19 protein-coding genes are annotated in these 21,497 nt (G+C 39.6%); 3 read left to right on the top strand and 16 right to left on the bottom strand.

Annotated elements, in window-relative coordinates; translation table 11 throughout:
- Window positions 1–110: 110 nt before the first annotated feature.
- Window positions 111–278: a hypothetical protein gene (locus AM1_RS42155; protein ID WP_012163166.1), complete on the bottom strand. Its 168-nt coding sequence runs from the start codon at window positions 276–278 to the stop codon at window positions 111–113.
- A gap of 421 nt (window positions 279–699) precedes the next feature.
- Here AM1_RS42155 and AM1_RS12295 point away from each other — a divergent pair, with 421 nt between their 5' ends.
- On the top strand, window positions 700–2,142 hold the full coding sequence (locus AM1_RS12295; RefSeq protein WP_012163165.1) for a rhamnogalacturonan lyase family protein: 1,443 nt from the start codon (window positions 700–702) through the stop codon (window positions 2,140–2,142).
- Window positions 2,143–2,257: 115 nt separating this feature from the next.
- Here AM1_RS12295 and AM1_RS12290 read toward each other — a convergent pair whose 3' ends face one another.
- Window positions 2,258–3,676: an oligosaccharide flippase family protein gene (locus AM1_RS12290; protein WP_012163164.1), complete on the bottom strand. Its 1,419-nt coding sequence runs from the start codon at window positions 3,674–3,676 to the stop codon at window positions 2,258–2,260.
- A gap of 1,067 nt (window positions 3,677–4,743) precedes the next feature.
- Between AM1_RS12290 and AM1_RS12285 the strand changes: the two genes are divergently transcribed.
- Window positions 4,744–5,955 carry a polysaccharide deacetylase family protein gene (locus tag AM1_RS12285; protein ID WP_012163162.1) on the top strand — a complete coding sequence of 404 codons (1,212 nt, stop codon included), beginning with the start codon at window positions 4,744–4,746 and terminating at the stop codon, window positions 5,953–5,955.
- A gap of 91 nt (window positions 5,956–6,046) precedes the next feature.
- Here the strand turns inward: AM1_RS12285 and AM1_RS12280 are convergent, their stop codons facing one another.
- Window positions 6,047–7,225, bottom strand: coding sequence for a glycosyltransferase (locus AM1_RS12280; protein WP_049783722.1), 1,179 nt, complete (start codon window positions 7,223–7,225; stop codon window positions 6,047–6,049).
- A gap of 591 nt (window positions 7,226–7,816) precedes the next feature.
- Here AM1_RS12280 and AM1_RS39820 point away from each other — a divergent pair.
- Window positions 7,817–8,876 (top strand): IS630-like element ISAcma28 family transposase gene (locus AM1_RS39820; protein ID WP_076611764.1). Its coding sequence is split into 2 segments (ribosomal slippage): window positions 7,817–8,293 and window positions 8,295–8,876, totalling 1,059 coding nucleotides; the frame shifts between segments, so codons are not numbered across the junction.
- 468 nt (window positions 8,877–9,344) lie between these two features.
- Here the strand turns inward: AM1_RS39820 and AM1_RS12265 are convergent.
- From AM1_RS12265 to AM1_RS12210, 13 genes are all read right to left on the bottom strand, one after another.
- Window positions 9,345–10,841 carry an oligosaccharide flippase family protein gene (locus AM1_RS12265; RefSeq protein ID WP_012163160.1) on the bottom strand — a complete coding sequence of 499 codons (1,497 nt, stop codon included), beginning with the start codon at window positions 10,839–10,841 and terminating at the stop codon, window positions 9,345–9,347.
- 73 nt (window positions 10,842–10,914) lie between these two features.
- Window positions 10,915–11,592 (bottom strand): sulfotransferase family protein, encoded by a 678-nt coding sequence (locus AM1_RS12260; protein ID WP_012163159.1) that lies wholly within the window; start codon window positions 11,590–11,592, stop codon window positions 10,915–10,917.
- On the bottom strand, window positions 11,517–11,912 hold the full coding sequence (locus AM1_RS44440; RefSeq protein ID WP_071819948.1) for a sulfotransferase: 396 nt from the start codon (window positions 11,910–11,912) through the stop codon (window positions 11,517–11,519). Before AM1_RS44440 ends, AM1_RS12260 begins: the two co-directional genes overlap by 76 nt.
- 183 nt (window positions 11,913–12,095) lie before the next feature.
- Window positions 12,096–12,623: an acyltransferase gene (locus AM1_RS12255; protein ID WP_012163158.1), complete on the bottom strand. Its 528-nt coding sequence runs from the start codon at window positions 12,621–12,623 to the stop codon at window positions 12,096–12,098.
- A gap of 62 nt (window positions 12,624–12,685) precedes the next feature.
- The gene (locus tag AM1_RS12250; RefSeq protein ID WP_012163157.1) at window positions 12,686–12,925 is read right to left on the bottom strand and encodes an acyl carrier protein; all 240 of its coding nucleotides are present in this window, start codon (window positions 12,923–12,925) and stop codon (window positions 12,686–12,688) included.
- Between the two features lie 12 nt (window positions 12,926–12,937).
- Entirely contained in the window at window positions 12,938–14,791 is a 1,854-nt protein-coding gene (locus AM1_RS12245) for an HAD-IIIC family phosphatase (protein WP_012163156.1), read from the bottom strand.
- Window positions 14,792–14,889: 98 nt separating this feature from the next.
- Window positions 14,890–15,924, bottom strand: coding sequence for an NAD-dependent epimerase/dehydratase family protein (locus AM1_RS12240; RefSeq protein ID WP_012163155.1), 1,035 nt, complete (start codon window positions 15,922–15,924; stop codon window positions 14,890–14,892).
- 58 nt (window positions 15,925–15,982) lie between these two features.
- Entirely contained in the window at window positions 15,983–16,714 is a 732-nt protein-coding gene (locus AM1_RS12235) for a class I SAM-dependent methyltransferase (protein WP_012163154.1), read from the bottom strand.
- Between the two features lie 139 nt (window positions 16,715–16,853).
- Complete coding sequence (locus tag AM1_RS12230; RefSeq protein WP_012163153.1) at window positions 16,854–17,699, bottom strand: hypothetical protein; 846 nt, start codon at window positions 17,697–17,699, stop codon at window positions 16,854–16,856.
- 42 nt (window positions 17,700–17,741) lie between these two features.
- A complete protein-coding gene (locus tag AM1_RS12225) occupies window positions 17,742–18,281 on the bottom strand; it encodes a metal-dependent hydrolase (protein ID WP_012163152.1) in 540 nt (179 codons plus the stop codon).
- Between the two features lie 2 nt (window positions 18,282–18,283).
- Window positions 18,284–19,993, bottom strand: coding sequence for a glycerol-3-phosphate dehydrogenase/oxidase (locus tag AM1_RS12220; RefSeq protein ID WP_012163151.1), 1,710 nt, complete (start codon window positions 19,991–19,993; stop codon window positions 18,284–18,286).
- 43 nt (window positions 19,994–20,036) lie between these two features.
- Entirely contained in the window at window positions 20,037–20,678 is a 642-nt protein-coding gene (locus AM1_RS12215) for a glycosyltransferase family 4 protein (protein WP_238549238.1), read from the bottom strand.
- 25 nt (window positions 20,679–20,703) lie between these two features.
- Window positions 20,704–21,288 carry a glycosyltransferase gene (locus AM1_RS12210; RefSeq protein WP_238549237.1) on the bottom strand — a complete coding sequence of 195 codons (585 nt, stop codon included), beginning with the start codon at window positions 21,286–21,288 and terminating at the stop codon, window positions 20,704–20,706.
- Between the last annotated feature and the right edge of the window lie 209 nt (window positions 21,289–21,497).

The raw sequence follows: 21,497 nt of genomic DNA, 5'->3' as shown, positions 1-21,497 counted from the left end.
GAACTTGTGGTGATTACGAGTTCAGGTCTTGCGAATCCCATGTCGTATTCATGTTTGACCAATGAACTTGCGGTCATCATACAGGCATGGCCAGATATGCAGAAGCTACCCTACAAATGCTCAACCAACCGCATTACTCCGTCAGGATTAGAATTGTCTTGCTTCTTGGACACCCACAGCAGCAGAGAAAAAGCAACTTCTTCATGAACAACCTCAATACTCTGAATGTTGTAGGAATAAGTGCCAAATGTCCCGATCGTGTGGTTAATCCACAGCACCCGTGGCTGTGGCCTTGGAATTCCATTGATGACGAGCTTGGCGATGGTCTCATTGTCAAATTCTCACAAGAAAGTTGCTAATGTTTTCACTGGGAGGCAGATTCTTGGAGTCAGAGTGGGTATTTCCTTCAAGAAACAGTGCTAATTCTCTCCGATTACCGATTTTGACGTTGGACCAAGCCGCTAAGCATAAGACGAAAAAGGATAAGCGGACAAATTCAGGTGGGGGTAGAGGCTACTGTTGAGGTCGTTATATTGAATCATGGAGTTCATTTGAACAGCGGTAATTCTAGTGAAACCCTACCTCTATCGCCTCTCTCAAGCTTTTATCCTGTACTGAGGTGTATCATATAGTGCTAATACTTGAAAGTTTTTTGATACTAAACAGTTTCAAGTCTGGCAAGCATAGTTATGCATATGCATGCGCAAAATATCTTTAAAGAAAGAGGTAAAAATATTGATAAAGCATACTCACAAAATTTTATCTCTGATTTTATTTTTGGTTGTTTTACAAGGATGTGAATCTGAAAATTTAAAGAGCAAGAATATACCATACTCAGGTATAGAGCCTATCCGTATTCCATTAGACTTGCCTGAATTTGAAGATGGTTCTGGTGGATTAATTGCTTATGATTTAAATAATGATGATCAGCGAGATTATCTTATTACTCAAAAGAATCAGATTTCTGTTTTTGACAGCACAGGTAAAAAGCTGTGGGACAAGAAAGTCGATATACATGTTACAGAAAAAGCAGAGGCTCAAGGTCTTCCGGGCCTTCATGCTCCAGGGCTTCAAGTCGCTGATGTTGATTCAGATCAAAAAATAGAAGTATTATTTTTGTCATCAGATAATAAACTCCATATTGTCGACGGTGAAAATGGAAAGTCAAAAAAGATTGTCCAATTAAATGTGCCCAAAAAGGTACAGCGCTGGGAGCATTTAGTTGTAGTAAATTTTAGAGGTGAGGGAGATAAAGATCTCCTACTGCAAGCTACTACTAATACCAACTATCGTTTGGGTAAGCACCTAGCAGCTTATTCAATAGAAGAATTAATCAAGACTGAGAAACCCAAGCCACTTTGGGTCCAAAATGATTTCCATAGCCCTGCCCATAATGGTGCGAGAGTTGTCGATTTAGATGGTGATGGAAAGGATGAAGTGATTGGCGGTAATATCGTCAATTCATTAGGAGAGATTGTATTTCAACTACCAATAAAATTGCAAAATGCTCCCCATATAGACTCAGTATTTATAGCAGATGTTAAACCTGACTCATCTGGCTTAGAAGTCGTTGCATTGGAGGAGGGTGGAGATAATCGTATCTTTCTATACAATACTAAAGAATTATTTTGGCAAGCCGATTATAAAAATCAAGAACCACAAAATGCAGCTGTTGGGGATTTTGATCTGGAGAAGCCTGGTTTAGAGATTTGGTGTCGTAGCCGCTACAAAGACCAAAGACCATTTGTTTTTGATTCGACGGGCAAACTAATCGACATTTATAAGATTGAAAATGTAGCACCGAAGGGTTGGACAACTAAAGGTGTAGAAGTGATTGTCCCTATTCACTGGACAGGGGAGCCAAAGCAATTAGCAGCAGCGAAAGAAAGACATGAATCGGGAGATGTCGGTTTATTTAAGCCTTTGACTGGAGAGTTTGTTGATAAATTTCAAACAGTAGCAGATCGTTTATATATTGCGGATGTGACAGGAGATTGGCGAGAAGAGTTAGTAGTTATGAATCACCAAGAGCTCAGAATTTATCAAAATCCTGCACCTAACCCTCGCCCAGATCGCCCATCCCTCTGGGAAAACGAATATTATCGGCGTAGTAAGTTGACTTGGAATTACTATAGCCCGTAGTTCTAATAATGAGTCAGATGATTGAGTACAGCCATGATCTGACTCATCATGATGTGGAAAGTCTTCTTGTTTTTACTGAACACGTATAAGAGTGATAGCAATTTCTCTAATACATTCAAAGTGTTCTTGGTTTAATGGATGATTTCTTGTATTTTCTGGTGATCACAGCGATAAGCAATACACATATAGCAAAACTTGCAATACAAAGATAAATATTGACTTTATAAAAAATCAGTGAAGGGATTAATGAGACTAATAGACATAAAAGTGCGATGTAGAGTATGGTGAAACCAATTCTTTGAAATTTGATTCGAATCAGCATCGTTGATCCAAATATAGTGAAAATAAATTCACTAATTAGTGTTGCTAAGGCTGCACCGAGAGCACCCCATAGTGGGATAAGAATTGCATTCGCACTAATGTTGAAAATAACAGTTGTTAAAAGAAGCGGCGGTAAAATTTTTTCCCGCTTAGTTGCTTCAAAAAAATATTGAATTAACGTTCCAAACATTTTTATCCCTAAGCTAGGCAGAAGGATGACTAAAGATGGAATTGCTGCATAGAAACTGCTTCCATAAATTATATTGACTAATGGAACAGATAGTAAACCAGCCGCAATAATAAAAGGTAAAACGAATACAATTAGTAAGATAACTGAATTGAATAACTCTGTAGAGAGTTTTGGCTTGTCATTGAAGTTATGACGAGCTAGTTTTGTAAAAGATACCAGGAAAATAATTCTGGGTAGAGTTAAGAAGATTTCAAAAATTCTATATGATGCACTATAGTAACCTACTTGCTCGGACGTTGATAAAGTATTGAGCATTAATAGATCGATTTGATAGTATACGACCCATAGAATCCCTGTAAGCGCAAAAGGATAGGCTTTTTTGACAGCATTCCAAACGGTTTGCGAGTTTATGGCTGACAATAAAGTAAATTGTCGACTTAAAATAAATATTACTACGAATAAATCAATAATGCGTACGCCAGCAAAGGCAGCAGTGACGAAAAATAAATCCTTAGAGATTACTAATACTAGACTAGCAATTATTCCTAAAATGATTCTCTCAGATGCAAGCAAGATAGTCTCAGATTTATATTGAGAGTTGCCACGATATACACCTCTGACAGTCTGTTTTGCACCCCTACAAATTTCAGAAATAGTGAGGCAAAAACAAATTAGGATACCTTTGTCTTGAAACCCAAGAACAATCGATAACGGTAAAAGCAGTAGTAAGATAAATAAGGAATTAAGTGATTCAATAAATAAATATAAATAGGTGTTTTTTGTCCCTTCTTTAGGATTATTAGCAACCTCACGATTGATTAAAGCCGAAAAGCCAAACTGTGTAAAAAAAGCCAATATCCCGCCTAGGGAAGCTGCTGCTGAGAAAATACCATATTGCCCTGGGCCAACAACGCGCGCAATAAAAATGTAAAGTAAAAACGTAATCCCTAAAGTAGCTTCACTGAGAAAAGTAAAAAAATATGAAAAATCGATAGCTTGAAATATCTTGCGTATAGACTTCAAAAAAGTTGCCTCTGAATTGCTAGAAATATAAGAATTTATGTATTGAAGATCAAAAAAGATGCCAACTGTTCTTAAGTCTGCTATGCTCCTCAATCTGGATAGCTTCAAATTGGGTTGATAAGAAGATATGCTTACAACAATTGAAAAGCAGCATAATCTTAAAAATCCGTAAGTGTGGAACTATTTCTATAAACTACATGACAGTGAAAAGCTTCACCTCGCAAGATGTCTCTCAGCAATGAGCCTAAGAAGATCAGCTAGTGACGTCGTAGGTTTTAACCGTTGGGTACTGTAAACAGCCTCACTTTGCCATACAAGCGTTAGATCGTCGATAGTTGCCCATGTTATGAGTGTTGAAATTTCTATTGAGGATTACCTTAGACGATGCAATGGCTGGCTGAGATCAGAAAGTGCACGGTCTATTTCCTTCAGACATGAGTTACATACTTCGCTTTAGTATGTGATGATGTGCATTGAATAAAGTCAATTGGTGTCCATATGGCCATATTTATTGATGAAATTAGTATGAGTCATCGCCACTGATATCCTTACACTTTGCCTCAAATATTTATGACAGTATTAATGAGAAGTTCCAAAATTTGATATTGCACCAGTAGACAGTCATTGAACACCTCAGATTCTAGGTGAGAGTAAAGAATTTCATCATATACAATGACACCTTCTATTGTTCTACTCGGTGAGCTTAAAGGTTGGCTAGCTCAATATCTGCAGAATCAAATAGCTTGATAGAATGGCATAATCCGAGCAGAAAGATTGCTCTGATGCTGGTAAAACAATTGAAGTAGTGATGTATTGGCTGACTCCATGCATAAACGAAAGTCAGAAGTATTAACTAAATTGATTAGCATAGTACGACAACATAACGATCACTAGCCACAGTTATTTTTAATTTGCTAATCTAAAGTAGCAACGCCTCAATTTAATAATGTCGATTGCTCAGATGCTTCTACTATATCAAGTGATTCAAGTTTGATAGTTGATAGCTACTCAATACCTTGTTGAGTCTTGAATGTAAGTATTCACTTATATCTTAAATTAATGAACTAATGAATCTTAGTGCAACATCTCTGAAACTAAAAAATATATATAGAAAAAATATTCCAGAAGTCAAAGCTTACTTCAAAGGATCATACCCTCGCTTTGTATTTGATAGTGAGGCTGAGATTATAAATGAGATACCTGTTTTTACCTTTCATTCGGTCAAGCCTGATGTCTTTGAACAAAGACTTGAATATTTATATGAAAACAACTATCAAACACTCAAAGCTGCAGACTTTTTAAGTATTATCTTGGCTCAAAAACCGATGCCAGAGCGCTCAGTTCTTTTGACATTTGATGATGGTTGGGGAAGTTTATGGACCTTTGCCTATCCCCTGCTCAAAAAATATGGCATGCATGCGACCTGTTTTCTAATTCCTGGAGTGATAAACTCAGGTGCGCAAAGACACCATAATTTGGAAGATGTATGGTCTGGAAAAATTGGCTATAACTCGTTAATAGAACGCGAGTTATCGGCTGAGCCATACTGTACATGGGAAGAAATTTCTGAGATGTATCAATCTAGCGTATTTGATTTTCAATCGCATACTCTATATCACTCTCAGGTTTATACGTCACCCAAGATAGTTGATTTTCTTAGTCCTGATTTTGACTACGCTATGGGTCATCATAATGTGCCAATTGTGAGAAGTAATGGACAGGATATATGGGATAGACAACTCCAACTGGGAACGCCAATATATGAATATACCCCTAGAATGAGTGGCAAGAAGAGATATCTTGATGATGAAAGACTTCGGCTATGCTGTACGAATTTTGTCAGTAATCATGGAGGAGTGGAATTTTTTGGCCAGAAAAACTGGCGAAAGTCTTTATTGAAAGTCGTCAAGGATTTTGAAAATAAATATGGTGCTAAGGGGTATTATGAAACTCAAGATGAGTTAGAACAAGGAATATATACTGATCTAATATCCTCCAAACAATTGATACAAGAAAAGCTTCAGAATAACGATGTCAACCAGTTATGTTTTCCATATTATGTTGGGAGTCCATTGGCTGTAAAACTTGCCAAAGATGCTGGCTATGCATGTAGCTACTGGGGATTTATTGATGGGAAGCCTTGTAATCGGGTGGGTGATGATCCTCATCAAGTTAGTAGGCTGAATGATGATTTTATTTTTTTGTTACCTGGTAATAGACGAAAAAAATTCCATCAACTGTTCGCTGATAAATTCCGGACTAGATTTTTAATGAATTAGTTTATTGCAGTGAGAAACATACTGGCAGTGAGAAACATAAGTGATTTCTAGAGTAATTGTCTATTATCTAGATGATGATGCTAATAGAAAACTAGCTTCTCATGGAAATTTGATGAGCTAATGTTTGGTCTGGCAAATTCCGTGACTTTGTCGAGCTTTGAAGCACTGCCTCATAGCATTGCTCGATTGCTTTTACAGTACTTTTATTATCCTGCTTCTGAATCATGGATTTTGCGACATGCCCCATCTTTTCACAAAGCTCCTGATCTTGGACAAGTTCTAAGATCCTGTTTGCCAAGGCTTCAGAATCCTGAGAAGGGACTAGATAACCTGATTCTCCAGGTTTGACGAAATGACTTAGCCCAATAACATTAGTGGCGATCACGGCTGTTCCAGCTGCCATTGCCTCAAAGAGTGTCAGCGGTCCACCTTCGGATAATGAAGAGATTACCAAAATATCCATAGCCGAGATAATGGAAAATGCATCAGACCGAAAACCTGTGAAAATTACTGAGTCTGTAATACCCAAGCGTTCAGCTTGTTCTTGTAGCTCAGTCCGTAAATCTCCATCGCCTACAACTAGGAAGCGAATGTTTGGATAAGATTGCAGCACAATAGAGGCAGCCTCTAGAAAAAAGCGATGGCCTTTAATGGGATTTAATCTACCGACAATGCCGACAAGCTGATGTTCGTTAGAAATTGAGAATTCATCTTTCCATGAACTGGCTTGGTGTGAGTCTATATTTTCAAATTTCTCTAAAGGGATGCCGTTGGGAATAACATCAACTAAATGAGATGGAATATGTCTGGAGGTTTCCATAAATTTAGCAACCGCATCAGAAATGGCTATTCCTCGCTCTGTCCATCGAGATAGTAAATAGTCTAAAAGTTTAAAGTATGGCGGCATGCTTTCATCAACCATATGTTCATGAACCACGGCTGGAATATGAGTGAGCATGCTCGCTAGCCTGCCATAAGTACAAGCGCCATATCCATGTAAATGGAGAATGTTAATATTATGAGCTTTTATCGTCTGTAGAAGATCGAAAAAAATCGCAGGGCTGAACTTAGACCGATTAAAATAAATAACCTTTATACCACTTTTCTCTAAATATTCTCCAGCTTTATCTTTCCCCTTGAATGTGCAAAGAGTGATTTGATACTTGTCAGGGTCAAAATTGGGAATCCACCAAGAGAATAATTGAGTTACCCCATGAATTGTGGCATTTCCTAGTGCTAATTTGTCGGCGACAAACAGTATATTGACCATAGTTTTCTGAAAGATATTTGATTTGTTGCTTAAGTAAAAAACCTGGAATAATTAAAGTTATTTTGCCTAAAAATAACTATCGAATGACTACTCCCTAATAAATCATCCAGAAGTAATCTCGTACTCTTTTAATAGAGCGTTAATTTTGGTATTATTAAGTTAGTGTTCCCAATAATTAATATTTTTCTACACATTCAGCAATAATCCCTGATTTCAAACGCACTAGAATGGACGAAGAAAGCTAGGGGATTGAAACTCGACTTTATTATGAAATTTAAACTTAGCTGGTAAATTGATAGCGCCAGTCTCCTAAGCAAGTAATTCAGTAAAAAAATCGACGAATGACACTAAAGCTGTAGTACCGAAACATTTCTGGTGGAGTTAGAAATACGTGGACTCATGGTTCAGGAACTTTACAGGTATTGAATCTTTGTAATTGAGCTAGTAACAGAATATTCTTAAAAGTGTTTGTAACATTGAACGGCTAAAGATAGAAAAGACCACTTAACTCAGGCTATTCATGACTTATACCAATTCCATATATGTGTGACTTGTATTATGGGAGTAGCGCGTTGCTGATACTTATCCCTCATGCCCAGACCCTTACGAATTGATATCTGTGAAAGTGAAGACACACTCAAACGTTTATTACGTCAACAATCCTCCGGTCGTCGCAAAGAACGCTTGCAAGCCCTCTACTGGCTCAAAAGTGGTCAAGTCACCACTCGCATGGAGTTGGCAACCCTGACCGGACGAGGGGAATCCACGGTGTATCGCTGGATCAAACTCTATAAATCAGGGGGATTACAGGCAATGCTGGAGATTCCTACCTCTCCTGGGAAGCCCCCCATGATTGGTGGAGAGGTCCTCGAAAAGCTGAAAGCTCGTCTAGCTGACCCCAGGGGCTTTGAGAGCTACGGGGCGATTCAACAATGGCTTTTAGATGAGTGTGGATTAGACGTACCCTACAAAACGGTTCATCAAACCGTGCATTATCGGCTCAAAGCCAAGCTCAAAGTTCCTCGACCTCGCTCACGCAAGACAGAGGAAGCTCAACAACAAGCCTATTAAAAAACTTCCTCGTGTGATTGAGGTAATGACCCGCTATTTTGCCCAAGGACACCCAGTGCGCTACTGGTGCATGGATGAAAGCCGCTGGGGACTCAAGACACTCACGGGTCGGGTTCTAACGTTGCGGGGTGTCAAACCTGTGGTGACGGTACAGTGGCCCCGAGAGGCTTTCTGGCTCTATGGCGCTGTCGAACCTCTCACAGGAGACAGTTTCTTCTATCGGTTTTCTCATCTCGATAGTGTTTGTTTTGAGCGCTTCCTGGAGCAATTCAGCTTGGCGTTTCCCCAGAGTCTCAATCTGATGCAAATAGATCAAGCCGCAGCCCATATGGCGACTTGGGTTCGATGGCCTGAGAATGTGTTGCCGATTGTACAGCCGTCTCATAGTCCAGAACTCAATCCGGCAGAGCGATTATGGCAGGACCTAAGAAAGCCTTTCAAAGGCAAAAACTTTGATTCTATTGGGGCACTGGAGACCGCTTTATTTGAGCATATCAATACCCTCTCCCAGAAGGTGGTGGCTTCTCTAACGGGATATTCTTATATCTTGGATGCTTTGACTATAAAGGTCACTCAATAAGTGAATTGGTATTACGACTACTTTGACAAAGCATGATTCTAGCCCCAGAACTGGAATGCTAAGCTTGATTATGTACGTTTTAGTCATCGCTAAAAGTCAGCTACCCATGAAGAAATAGCGTTTTGGGTGATGTTGATGAGATATGCTGCAACCTTGGAATTATGATTATAATCTACCAGTAAAAACACTTTGGCGTGATCAAAGCTAGGGTTTAATGATATGGCTAAAACGCTCAATCTCTGGTAATCTTCGCTTCATTCTATGCTACTGGCTCAATGTATGCAGCGAACGAATCAAAGCTTTTTAGTCTTTTTCCACAGCCATTTAACATTAATCCAAAGATCTGTTGAGGCTTACAAACGAGTGAAGTTATATCACACAATAACTCGTTAAAGTATAAGGCCCTATCCCTATCAAAACTTGCTGTTCTTGGCTAGCTTTTATACTAATAGTGCTTTCTGGATATATTTAAGCTTTTATGAATTTATTAATCTTAACTTTATACTGATTGATAAGTCGCTTATCATCTTCATTCAGCGCTGTAAGAAATAGCATAGAAGTATATATAAATATCATAATAAGTGCAGATATTGCAATTATCAGTAAATAAGAAATATCATGCAAAAAATACTGGATTAAGTAACCAGATATAGCAGTAACTACACCGCAAATGATGATTTTGAAATCACGCAGCGAATATGGATAAACTCCTAAAACATACTTGACTTGAATCACACGTACCAAATTAATTCCAGCCATACTAGATGCAGTAGCGATCGATGCTCCTAGCGGTCCCCACAGGGGAATAAGCAAAAAATTAAGCGTAATGTTGGTAATGGCTAAAGCAATATCACCATATAGCTTTAAGTATTGATGTCCGGACATGGCTAACATATGCATGCATACGCCGCCGCCCCCTGATCTTGTTAATTGTCCAGTCGCCAAGATAATTAGAATAATCCATGCAGCTTGAAAATCAGAACCATAAATTTTGAGTATATGTTGGCTAGAAATGGTGAGTATAATAAACAGCGGAAAAGTTAGGATAAAATTCCAACGAGTAGAGGTTTTATAGAGTTGATTAGCCTCTGATAACTTTTCTTGGTTAAATAGATTTGCAATTGTAGGAGCAAAAATTGTAATAAGAGAACGATCAAACAGGATCATCAAAAAAGCAGTTTGTGAAGCAGCTCGATAAATCCCAACTGCTGATGCACTGTTATAGTAGCCCAGCATCAAAATATCAGTCCAAATTAAGAGTAGCCAAACAAATGTCCCAAAAGATAATGGTAAAGAAAAACTGATAATTTCTTTTAGGTTAAAGGCGGGCTTTACTTTGCTTGAAGTTATATCTGGGAACAGATTATAAATAAAATAAAAGATCAGTATTAAACCCACTATTAATGCGATTAACCAAGCTAAAGATGCTCCAAAGAGTCTGAACCCGATTAACCCTAAGCAAGTAGCGAAGAGTAGATTGGTGAAGGGTACAATTAAGTCAAATACCAAGACTCTATATAAAGTCGTTTGAAACCCTGTTGTTGCAAACGATCCTGTAGTCATGCTGGCTCCAACAGGGATAGCGAGTGAAAATACTTGTAGAACAACAGCTAAGGCTGGTTTTTGGAAAATATCGGTGGCAATCAAACTAGAGGAATAAAAGAGCATGCCTCCAAGAACACACCCGAACATAAACGGGAGACCCAGTACGGTCAGTAATACCCCCTTTAACTTGGGTCGACTTTCGGCAGTCGTGCTAATAGCAACATAACGTACAGCCCCAAACTCCAAGCCTAATCGGGCGAACAAGTCGCAAAATTGATAAAAAACGAGCCCCAGTGTGTATAAACCAAACACTTCAGCTCCAAAAATCCAGGCTAGAGTGACTTGGGTGAGATATTTTAAGCCAGTGCTTCCAAGTTGCCCAATAAATGAAATACCAGCGCCCTTAACGAACTTACTCATGCTTGTTATTTAGCATATATTTTAAAAATTCAATGTTTCAATAACTCAATCGTGATTTATGAAGGGCATAACACTATTGAGTAATAACAAGACGAGTATAAATGGCTAGCCTACGCAAGCCATCAATATGGCCTTTTCTATTCTTGATCATAGATAAAATCTTCTTAGGAGGATGCTCAAAATACTTAATTAATACCTCCTCGATAGAGGAGATGTTAGGATGACTCATGACTGTTTCATAGCCATATGCCTCTAAGTAAGGACCAGCAACTGACTCAAAGATCCTCAGATCGCGAGGAGACATACTACTCTTCCATTTATTGGAATTGCTAGATATGATGGGCTTTGCTAGATTTCTAAGATTGTCTTTATCAGTTGGATATGGATTTCTATTAGTATAAAAACTGAGCATTTCTTCAGAAAAATCTTCCTCAATAAAATCGCATATTTCTCTAGACTTATGGTCAGTATTAGACAATAAGTCTTCGTAACGTACCTCGTAAAAAGAGTCACGACTGACTTCAGATTTTAAGGCTTCAATAACTTTTAAATATTTAACCCATGCTTTTGCTAAATGATAATAATGCTTAGGGCCAAAACGAGCATTTTTTAATGACAAGGATGAGTCACGACCATCGCGTACAATATGAATAATCTTGCACTTGGGAAAGTCACTCAAAATCTCACGCCAAAAGAAAGCATGGGCTGGTGTTTTTTCCCCCCATCTTTTTTTCCCTGGCTGATTGACCATGATCGAATTAATCCATCTACGATCCCAGCAAAGTTATTTTGTGAAATTTCTGCTAAAACACATTCTCGATCAGGTCTTGGACTCCAGTCTCTCATACATTCAATACTTAAAATATCATCGACTAAGCGTTCTCGATTTTTAGAGAGATTCAAATCGCCATAATACTTAAGCCAGGGATAGAAAGTGTCGTATAAATGAGATTCAAATGGAACTGAAATCCTAGGATGAGAATTAATAATCCGACTCAGTAAAGACGTCCCTGACCGTGCAGATCCGAAGATAAAAATAGGACTAGTATTTTTTATGCTAGATGAGCACATATTTAAAGCTTAGAGAACAAAGAAACTTGATGTTAATTATTCATATTTAGTGGATTTTAATGATGCTTTGTTTAAATAACTTCCTGGTTTATTATCACTAACATGAGAACTATAATATCGCATAAAAAATAATAGAAATGAAGATAGATTTAATAAATAAATCAGCAACTTCTCTTTAGAAAACTACCTACGCTTAAAAATAACCTTAGCTGGTTGCCCACTTGCGATCGCACCAGCGGGAATATTGGATGAGACAACTGAATTAGGAGTGATAATACAATTATCTTCGATTGTGGCTCCATCGAGAACACATACCCCCGCACCTAGCCAAACATTCTTACCAATCTTAATTCCCTTAGATATGATTCCTTGTTGTTCTAAGGGAACATCAATTTTACTATAGTTATAATTATTACCTACTATGGTTACATTTGGACCAATTAAGCAGTAATCACCAATTTCAAGTCCACCCGTATGTGAACTGATAAAGCATCCTGTTGAAATAGAAACATTTGAACCAATCTTCAATGGTCCTTCAGATGCTTTAATCTTGGTAAATGAACTTATTACCGATTGGCGACCAATTGTAAAAAAGGAGCTGAGCTCAACCTCAGCTTTCGGGCTGATTTTTGCGCCAGACTTAACCAGATAAAATAGCGTGATAACAGGTGACGGAACTAAAAATCTACGAACAATTTTACTCGCTTTCATTTAAGCATATTCCTTGAAGATATTTATATATTGGTCAATTCTAAGGTTAATGCTGGGTTAATCTAGCTTTTGCTCTCAATTAGCTCGAATACCCGGCTTATATCGACCATTGATGAGATTTCTTCCATGGAAAAGCTAATGCTAAATTCCTCTTCTAAAGCGGTAATGAGTCGTAAATTATTCATAGAATCCCAACTGTCACAGTTATCAGGGCCAAGATCATCTGAAATTGTTTGAAGATCGATGTCTAAAATGTCAGAAAAAACTAGCTTGACTCTATCTTGGACACCATTTTCAGCCATAACTTATTAATCCTAATCAATAACGTTAATCCAGGGACAAGGGATTTCTAATGCATCATCAGAAAGCATCTCATAATACCTTTCACCACTACTATTTTCAGTGATCAGGGTCAATCCTTGTGCTTCAAAAAAGTCTTTAGTTGGCATATTCTTGTTAGTTGGAATATAAGAGCCAATCAGCTTCAACGAAGGATGGCCAGATAGATACTCACGCTTGACATAGTTGAGCAACGCTGTTTCAACCCCACGTCCCATGGCTCGACAGCTCAAAATAAAACTGTCAATGACAAGTTGATGCTCTTGATTTTTGAGCAGGCATAATCCTACAGTACCCAAGTCGCCAAATTTATCTTGAACAGAGATAACTATAATCGAATCTTGCTCATTCTTGTGGAAATCCTCAATATCGGACATTGAGTAACGAATGGTCGTTAGGTTGAATTGATTTGTTTTCGAAAACAGCTGATGGACCCTCGGTAAGTCTTGATCCGTAGCTAAGCGGATTTTAATTTTCGTCTCTAAGCTATGAAGATAGGTATTGAGGTCTCCAATTCTTTCTTTTTCTTCTTGACGTTGCTCATTTTGTGAATATTGCTGTGCCTTATTGCGATCATCGCTGAGGACATTAAACTTCTCAAATACAAGGATATTATCCAGAATAGTTGCATAAAGTGCTGGGTCAGCTGGTAGTTGAACCGTTGTGACTTCAGGTAGTGCTTGAGAAACCAGACTGCATTCCACAGGATTATCGTCAATAAAAAGTATGCTTTCGGTCCCTATATTGAGCTTTTTGGCAATATTTTTAATATTGATATATTTAGGCTCCCAATTAATCTCACTTGCTGAGAAATCAGTGAGTTTGAGTGGCATGTCGACTTTCTTGTCAAAAACCTCTAGAGCATCGGCCTGATTGTTCTTACTGCAGATACCCAGAATGACGCCTCGGTTTTTTAAGGCAGCAATCTTATATTGGAAAGCAAGATAAGCTTCACTCACTGGATCACCTGTTCCAACCTTTAAACCATCTATGCCATCCTCACCAATCACTCCTCCCCATAACGTATTATCGAGATCTAATACCAAGCATTTTTTAGTTTGACCCAAGAAACTAGTGATATATCGAATAAATTCTTGAGCAATTGTGGGTAAAAACTTTTCATGCCAAATAACTTTAGCCATGAAAAACATTTTTGGATTGATGGCACCTTCCTTACCATATCTAGCGGCTAACTTATCAATGTCAAAAATGTATACCCTAGGGTTTTCTCTAAATTTCTTTTGTAATGCCAAGTTGAGCTCAATATAAAACTCATTTTCGCTATAGCCTTGTTGACTATCTGCAATTCCTAAAGATGGAAAGGTCGGTTGTAAGAAATTACTGACAAAAACTGTAGCGTTCGTTTTCTCTACAGTGAGATTTACCCAGTCCACTATATGCTCAAGAATGACATTTTTTTGATCTAGTTTGTGCTGATCGGTCAGACTGGTAAAACTATTGAGTAGGGTAGGGCATAATTCATGCAGTGATAATAATAAGAATGCGATATCTGGCTTGAAACTTAGTGCTGATGAAGTTGGATTCAGAATTTCCTGATAATGCTGATTGTACTCTCCGACATAACTCCTAACACCAATAGTATGAAAAGCGCTCTGTACTTCAATGAAAGATGGCAGAGGAGCAATTGTATAATTTGAGAAGTACGCAATTTTGAGGCTAGATTCTACATTTGTTTTGTTCAGAGTTCTACTAATAAAAAAGTAATCTGAGCTTGACAAGTCTGTAGAGTTCACTTGCTTCAATATTTTAAAAATATCAGTCTGAGTTTGAGCTTCTCTGAGTTGAGACTTTAAGTCAGCATCTAACATCACTAGAACAATATTGTGTTACATTAATTAGATTGATACCTAAGAATTATAGTTTCGTAATGTCACCTCTAACAGTAAATTTTATCTACTCGTATAAATTAGCTAATGTTTGTCCATCCTTCTTCTAAATACCACTGTGCCAATTCAGTAATACACTGCTCATTTGAATGCTGGGGAACAAACCCTAGTTTTGATTTAAGCTTGTTAACATTGAATGACCGATCTTTGGTGTAAAAGGCAAGTCTTCTCCGGTATATGGGAGGCTCGATATTTAAAGGTTTACAAACAAACTCAAGAATATCTCCCAGAAGAAATAAGGGGGCGGAAGGGAGTTGTAGAAGTGTGGCTTTTTTCTGGTAGTACTTGGAGATGAGATTGACCATTTCTTTGAAAGAAATCGAGTCTTGATTTCCACAGATGAAGATTTCATTCACTGCATTTGGATGTTGGGATGCTAGTAAAAAACAGTTGGTCAAATCATCAACGTGAATTAAATGCAGTAGGTTGCCTCCATTACCAATGGCAGGTACTAAACCAGAACAAACCATCTTGTAGATTTTTAGCAGTCTCTTTTCGCCAGGACCGATAATGCCTGCAGGTCTAATGATGGTTATGGGGAGCCCAGTTTCCGCACCAAATTGCTTGATCCATATTTCACCTTCTAATTTGGTGGATTGGTATAAATCTCCAGGAGAAGTTCTATAGGTCTCATCAGCAGGAGGATTTTCGATATGTCCATGAACTCCGATTGTCGAGATATGAACAAAGCGCTTGAAGTCGGGTTGCTTCAAGGCTTCGTTCGCTAGTAACTGTGTACTTTTAACATGGACATTGTAATAAACATCATCAGATGACTTTGCTTCCCGAAATGGGGTGACCATATGAAATATATAGTTCACTCCTTCCATCGCCTCCTGAATGAGCTTTGGATCAAAAACATCTCCTTGAATCCATCGAATGGGCGCATCTTGCCAACGGCTTAAATCAGAGGATGGACGAGCTATTGCAACAACCTCGACATTCTGGTTTAGCAGTTTTTGGACTAAGGTGCTGCCTGTATAGCCAGTTGCTCCAGTTACTAAAACACGTTGACCAGGACTAATGGTGTTCTCGGTAGCTGTTGTTGAAGACATACAGTAGTGATATAGATGTTGATAGTTAGATTAATGATGAAATTGAGTCATCAATAGATTAATGCACTTTATGAAATCTGGTAATCACTGGAGAGCCCCATATGTAAGTTAAACCGAGCTTCTTCACAGGATTCTCTAAAAGTTCTGAAACTTTAGGTTGCTTCAACATTCGATGTAGCACCATCGGCCAAAAAAATTGTGGATGACGATTGTCCTTCTCTAACCCAATGCTGCTGCAAAAGTCTAATAACTCTTTCTCTTGGTAACAAATGAATTGCCGAGTATTGCCCTCTACACCTTTTTTGAATTTGAATAATAGCGGTGATAAGTAGTTGATGCTACGAGTCGTGGGGTAATCGACAAGCACGGCTGTTTTGGCAACACGTCCTAGCTCAGATAAGAACGCTTGCCATTGGTTCACATGTGCTAGAAATCGATAACTAACGACAATGTCGAAGGTGTTGTCTGGATACGGCAAGCTTAAAACATCTCCAACCTTGAACTCGCATTGTCCAGCGTCGATATAAGGTTTGATACGGTTTTGGCAAGATAGGCTACTACCCAAAACGGTGAGTGCAAACCCTTTGTTGATTAAGGCTTCGGTGAGCTGCCCATGTCCCCCACCCACATCTAAAATGCTGGCGTTGGGATATTGAGTCAGCATAGAAAGGGTTGCTTGCTCTTGGATGTGTAGTAGCCACTCACCAGTTGGCCCTTGAAAACGAGAAGCATAGTCATCTGAAGATGTTTCTATATCTGCTGTTTCTAAAAATTTGTTCTCCGGTTGCATCTTAATTAATGAGTAAAAGAGCGTGATATTTTCTTGGGCTAACGTTCAATCTAGTGTGTTGCTATTTGAGATTAAATGAAAGGATTCGGTCCAGCTATTCCAGGCGTTATAGGTACAACAATTTTTGGGCTTGCCCCCATTATTCAACTGCTTTGCTTTTTTTCTTTTGCAGTCTAAATTGAATTTGATTATTAATAAAGCGAAATGGTGTTTCCAGCGATCCATAGGGGTGAATACTGGCGTTTGGATCTATCAGTATTTGCTTGAGACAAGCTGCAGGACGGTTGGGTTCAATTATCCCTTGAGTATAGAACCCGAAACTTCCAGGACGGTGTACTTCTGTGGCTAAAGGTAAGGGATCTGTCCCTGGTAATACCTTGATGCCCTTTTTTTTCGCTTTATTTAGATACACGGGATTAATCCAAAAACCGGGCCGATTGCCGTTGTCGCCGATCAAAATCTCAGTTGGATTCCTGTCTTGGATCACTTGATTAACTAACTTACCTCGTTTCCCAAACCATTTACCAAATCCCCAAGGCAGGACTGCTAACCCCCCGGCCGTACGTATATTGAGTAGTGTTTTTTCTAAGGATTGCTGCTCAGGGATGGTCGTACTTGAAAAGAGTGATAAGACTTCGATCTTTTCGCTGGTGACGATTTGACGGCCCACAATAAGCAGAATTTGCTGACCGGTGGAATGTTGAGCGACTAGTGACTCTTGTTCAGGTGTGACTTGTAAGGTCCAGTCATTAAGGGTGATCGCTTGTTGGTGAGATACGTCTGCTCGTAATTGTGCAAATGAATTCTGTTGTCCTATCTCATTGATGACTAGAACCCCAAGTTGATGCTGTAAGTTGGTCGTCATGTTTGAGACATTATCTTGGAAATTCCGTAATGCTGAATCGAGCACTGTTTGTATGGCAAAACAGTGATGCAGGTGCACATGGGCATCGACAAAGATCAGGGATGGTTGTGAGTCGTGCATATTCACTAGAGACTATCTGGATTTCAATATTGTTTTGAGGGTTTAAGTATTTTGATTTGGTCGTTTATATTTTTGGTATCGATTAATGAATAGCAGTAGAACGATACTGTAAATTGTCTCAAAGGTGATAAAGAAGATATGACCTGGATAGAATAGTCCTTCAGAATGCCTAACACTAGGGAAAAAAGCAATTGGCGATTTGATAAAAGCATCTGTAAAAGGCCAGAGTAATTGCATCCCAGAGCCTCCGGCTGTCCAGAAATCTAGAACAAGATGAGAGACATAGATTCCAATCGTGAGTAAAAACCATCGTCGGAAGGTTGATTTATGGAACCATTTGAAAATAAGGCTACAGCCTAGACTGATCAGTAAGGCAATGCAGAGACTATGGGAAGGACCTCGGTGAAAACTTCCCTCTAAGATTAGATGCGGAATAAAGTCTAAATCAGCGATGTTTCCAATGACGATGACGTAGGCAAGATCAATAAAATGATGTCGATCTAATTTTATAGAGCGATTTTTCTGAGGTGTGATTTTGTATAGGAAATATGCGGTTGCTGAGTGAGCAATGGGAGAAGGCATAGCTATATTCCCTGAATAGTTGCTGTTTGTTCTCCCACTGAGGGTGGTTTAGGAATAGACCAAGACCACCTAGATGTCACGTCTGAGATTTCTTGTTCTACTCTAGACTGACTCCACAGCAGGGTCTTTGACATAACATCTGCGCAAGTTTGCAACTCTGCAGGGGTTGGCATTTGGGCCCCACCGATACCCGTGCGTCTAAAGATAACGTCGCTTAGAGTGTGCGCCATTTCTTCTTCAATTGCATAGGTGACTTGTGCTTGTAGTAGATCTAGTTGTGAGGTGGCCCGTTGACCGTGCTGAACCTGTTTAAGAACGGATGAATAGGTTGTGCCGTAATTGTAGAGAAAATGCTGGACGGACTGACAATCAGTGATGTGGTCTAGTTGCTTTTGTCCGTGTTGCAAGAATTCGCTGAGGTTTTCAATCGCTCCACCCTGTAAGGGGTGTTGAGCCGATTGGGAGAGTGTAACTGGCTTTTGTAACATGGCTACTGCAGTATCAACGGCATGGATGGCGACGTGTCTAGCAGTTGTATACTTCACTCCGGTAACGGAGATAAGGCCGTTGAAACCTTCTTTTTGATAATCCTGAACGTGGTAATGCTTGGTTAATTGGACATTAGTCGTCTCTTGGGAGTGGCTACTGGGCAGTAGACCTTGATGTACCCAATACACATCCTGAGGGGTTAGGTTTGCGGGTGGATAGGCATTATTGATGTCATCCAGCAAGTGTTGCACTTCGTTCTGGGGTACTGATAACTGATCGGGAGTTCCAGGGTAGTGGGAGTAGGTTGTACCTATGAGAGAACACCCTTGCCAAGGTGCGATGAAGAGTAACCGATTCTTGCGCTTGAGAATGGCATCTTTATCTGTGTAGTCAGCCTTGCTGTAGAGGCCGATGGCGTAGTCATGATCAAAGAGCGATCGAGTGACCAAGTTCATGGCTAATGCAAAGGGCTGATGATTTGTAAGAGGCGGCTTGAGGAGTCCAAGGACTTGATTAATCCAGGGGCCGCTGGTATTAATGATCGCTTTAGCCTGAATATCAAAGGTGTCTGCTGTTAAAGCATCTGTCACTTGCACGCCACAAATGGTAGAGCCAGTTTGTAAAAAACCAGTGACTTCCAAATAGTTGGCGGCTTGTAATCCGAGTTGAGTGGCAGACTGTAAATAGGCAAGCACCAAACGTTCAGAATTGTAGACCTGAGCATCGTGAAAGATAGCACCACCTGTTAAGCCATCGGCGGAGATACCGGGTAAGGTGTTGAGACATTCTGTGGGGGATAGGGTTTGACCCGTCGGAATGTGCTTTTGAGGATCGGGCAAGCCGAGGTTGCGATCGCAACTCACTAAATCATTAATTTTCAGGGCCACCGTCATCGCTTCTATGCCTTTCAATCCATGGCCGTAGGTGGGCACCAATACAGGCAAGGGATGTATGAGGTGAGGGGCAATTTTCATTAAGGTGCGCCGCTCGTAGATAGACTCGCGCATCCGTTTAAAGTCAGCATGCTGTAGATAGCGTAAGCCTCCGTGGATGGTTTTTAGACTATTTGCGGAGGTCGCCCCACAAAAATCTTGTTTTTCCACTAATGCAACGGACAGGCCTCTTAAGGTTGCTTCATAGGCGACACAAGCTCCATAAATGCCGCCGCCTATGACGAGGACGTCAAATTTAGTGTTAGATAATTCCTCTAAATTTCGTTTCATAAAATCAGTGGCATCCTAGCGCTGGGGCTGGAAGTAGAGCATGTTAGCGAGGTGAGGCAGCATTGTTAAACTCTAACTGTAATGAATCATATAAGCTATTCAATTTTTGCTTATAAGCCGTAAACGAGTGCCGCTTTTGCACCATATGCTTGGCGGCAACGGCGAGAGTTTGCCGAACTTGAGGGTTGTTGGCGAGGTAGAGGATTCCTTGAGCAAACGCTTCGGGATTAGGCGCGCTTAACACCGCAACCTCTTTATCCAGAACCCAATTGTGTGTTGGCAAATCTGTGGCTAAGACGGGCTTGCCGCTATCAAGGTAAGAATACAATTTCATTGGGGTGTTTCTCCCTTTAATGCGAGGGGAGAGCAGAATGTCTGCTTGAGCAAGATAGTGGCCGAGATTCTCGACCGAGCGCTGCCCTAAAAATAAAACTTGGTGGTCAATGCCAATATTTTTCGTTTTTAACTTATATTTTGCAATGTCGCCATCTTTGCCGCCAATAATGACAAGTTTTAAAGCAACCTTCAGGGCGAGATTTTGAGCTGATTTAAAACCATCCAGCAGCAAATCAATCCCCTGGTAAAGTTCTAAATTGCCAATGTACATTAGAATAAGCTCATCAGGCTGACAGTGCGCTCTGATATTTTCAGGGATATTATTCATATTGGCCGAGTGATATTTCATCACTGCAGATGATTCTGTTCATCAGTTATGCCTTGTTATTTGGGGCAGAGTAATCTAAAAGCGAAATGTCTGGTAAAACAACCACTCTCTTCGGTTGGTAGACTTGAATATCTTCAGATAAGGTTTCGCAAACGGGTATCACCACTTTGGCTTGTCGAACGGCTAGTCTTTCAAACGCATTGAAGAGAAACCGTAAAGAGGAGAGAAATGCAAACTTCTCAATCATTTGCTGTGCCAAGGATGAGTCCATATCATAGATATAGGGTGTTCTAAACACGACTTTCAGCACTAACGCAATAAAAGCTGATTCTTCAACCGAATGAACGATATCATATTTATACTTCCAGCAAAGGTTAATAGCCTGAATCAGCATAAAACCATCACAGACCAGTTTTTTCCCAGAAAAACCTGGACTGATATTTTTAATAAATGGTAATTTGGGAGTCCGGTAGATCCGCACGTTGTCATAAACGACATCATCCCCTTCTGGAAAAGTCAGCATGTCAATCTGATCTCCCCGCTCTGATAGCACTCTGAGCATAAGATCAACTGCGATCGGTGTACCACGGGTCTGGAAAAATGGATGTGGAGCTAAGAGTAGGATCCTCATGCGGTTCTCGAAGATGAAAGGTGTTAAGCCTTCAGGTAAAAAGGCCTTAATCAATGTTCTTTGGCGATATTAAAAATTGAGTGCCCAAGTATTCTTTCCAAGTTTACCTTCTAAAAGAGGCGAGTATTGGTCCTAAATAATGTTAGTTATAGAAGGTATTTGAGCTTTATCTTCGTCGGTAAGTTGCAAAAAATGCTTTAAATACCGTT

It is taken from the genome of Acaryochloris marina MBIC11017, from assembly GCF_000018105.1.
Lineage (GTDB): Bacteria > Cyanobacteriota > Cyanobacteriia > Thermosynechococcales > Thermosynechococcaceae > Acaryochloris > Acaryochloris marina.
Note: the sequence above shows the minus strand (reverse complement) of the source record. Positions and strands in the feature narration are given on the sequence as shown.

Coding starts and splice junctions, on each gene's coding strand:
- AM1_RS12250 (WP_012163157.1), bottom strand. CDS start 12,925: ATGGCTGAAAATGGTGTCCAAGATAGAGTCAAGCTAGTTTTTTCTGAC.
- AM1_RS12285 (WP_012163162.1), top strand. CDS start 4,744: ATGAATCTTAGTGCAACATCTCTGAAACTAAAAAATATATATAGAAAA.
- AM1_RS12235 (WP_012163154.1), bottom strand. CDS start 16,714: ATGCAACCGGAGAACAAATTTTTAGAAACAGCAGATATAGAAACATCT.
- AM1_RS12215 (WP_238549238.1), bottom strand. CDS start 20,678: ATGAAATATCACTCGGCCAATATGAATAATATCCCTGAAAATATCAGA.
- AM1_RS12240 (WP_012163155.1), bottom strand. CDS start 15,924: ATGTCTTCAACAACAGCTACCGAGAACACCATTAGTCCTGGTCAACGT.
- AM1_RS12295 (WP_012163165.1), top strand. CDS start 700: ATGCGCAAAATATCTTTAAAGAAAGAGGTAAAAATATTGATAAAGCAT.
- AM1_RS44440 (WP_071819948.1), bottom strand. CDS start 11,912: ATGTGCTCATCTAGCATAAAAAATACTAGTCCTATTTTTATCTTCGGA.
- AM1_RS12255 (WP_012163158.1), bottom strand. CDS start 12,623: ATGAAAGCGAGTAAAATTGTTCGTAGATTTTTAGTTCCGTCACCTGTT.
- AM1_RS12245 (WP_012163156.1), bottom strand. CDS start 14,791: ATGTTAGATGCTGACTTAAAGTCTCAACTCAGAGAAGCTCAAACTCAG.
- AM1_RS12225 (WP_012163152.1), bottom strand. CDS start 18,281: ATGCCTTCTCCCATTGCTCACTCAGCAACCGCATATTTCCTATACAAA.
- AM1_RS12260 (WP_012163159.1), bottom strand. CDS start 11,592: ATGGTCAATCAGCCAGGGAAAAAAAGATGGGGGGAAAAAACACCAGCC.
- AM1_RS12210 (WP_238549237.1), bottom strand. CDS start 21,288: ATGAGGATCCTACTCTTAGCTCCACATCCATTTTTCCAGACCCGTGGT.
- AM1_RS12230 (WP_012163153.1), bottom strand. CDS start 17,699: ATGCACGACTCACAACCATCCCTGATCTTTGTCGATGCCCATGTGCAC.
- AM1_RS12265 (WP_012163160.1), bottom strand. CDS start 10,841: ATGAGTAAGTTCGTTAAGGGCGCTGGTATTTCATTTATTGGGCAACTT.
- AM1_RS12220 (WP_012163151.1), bottom strand. CDS start 19,993: ATGAAACGAAATTTAGAGGAATTATCTAACACTAAATTTGACGTCCTC.
- AM1_RS12280 (WP_049783722.1), bottom strand. CDS start 7,225: ATGGTCAATATACTGTTTGTCGCCGACAAATTAGCACTAGGAAATGCC.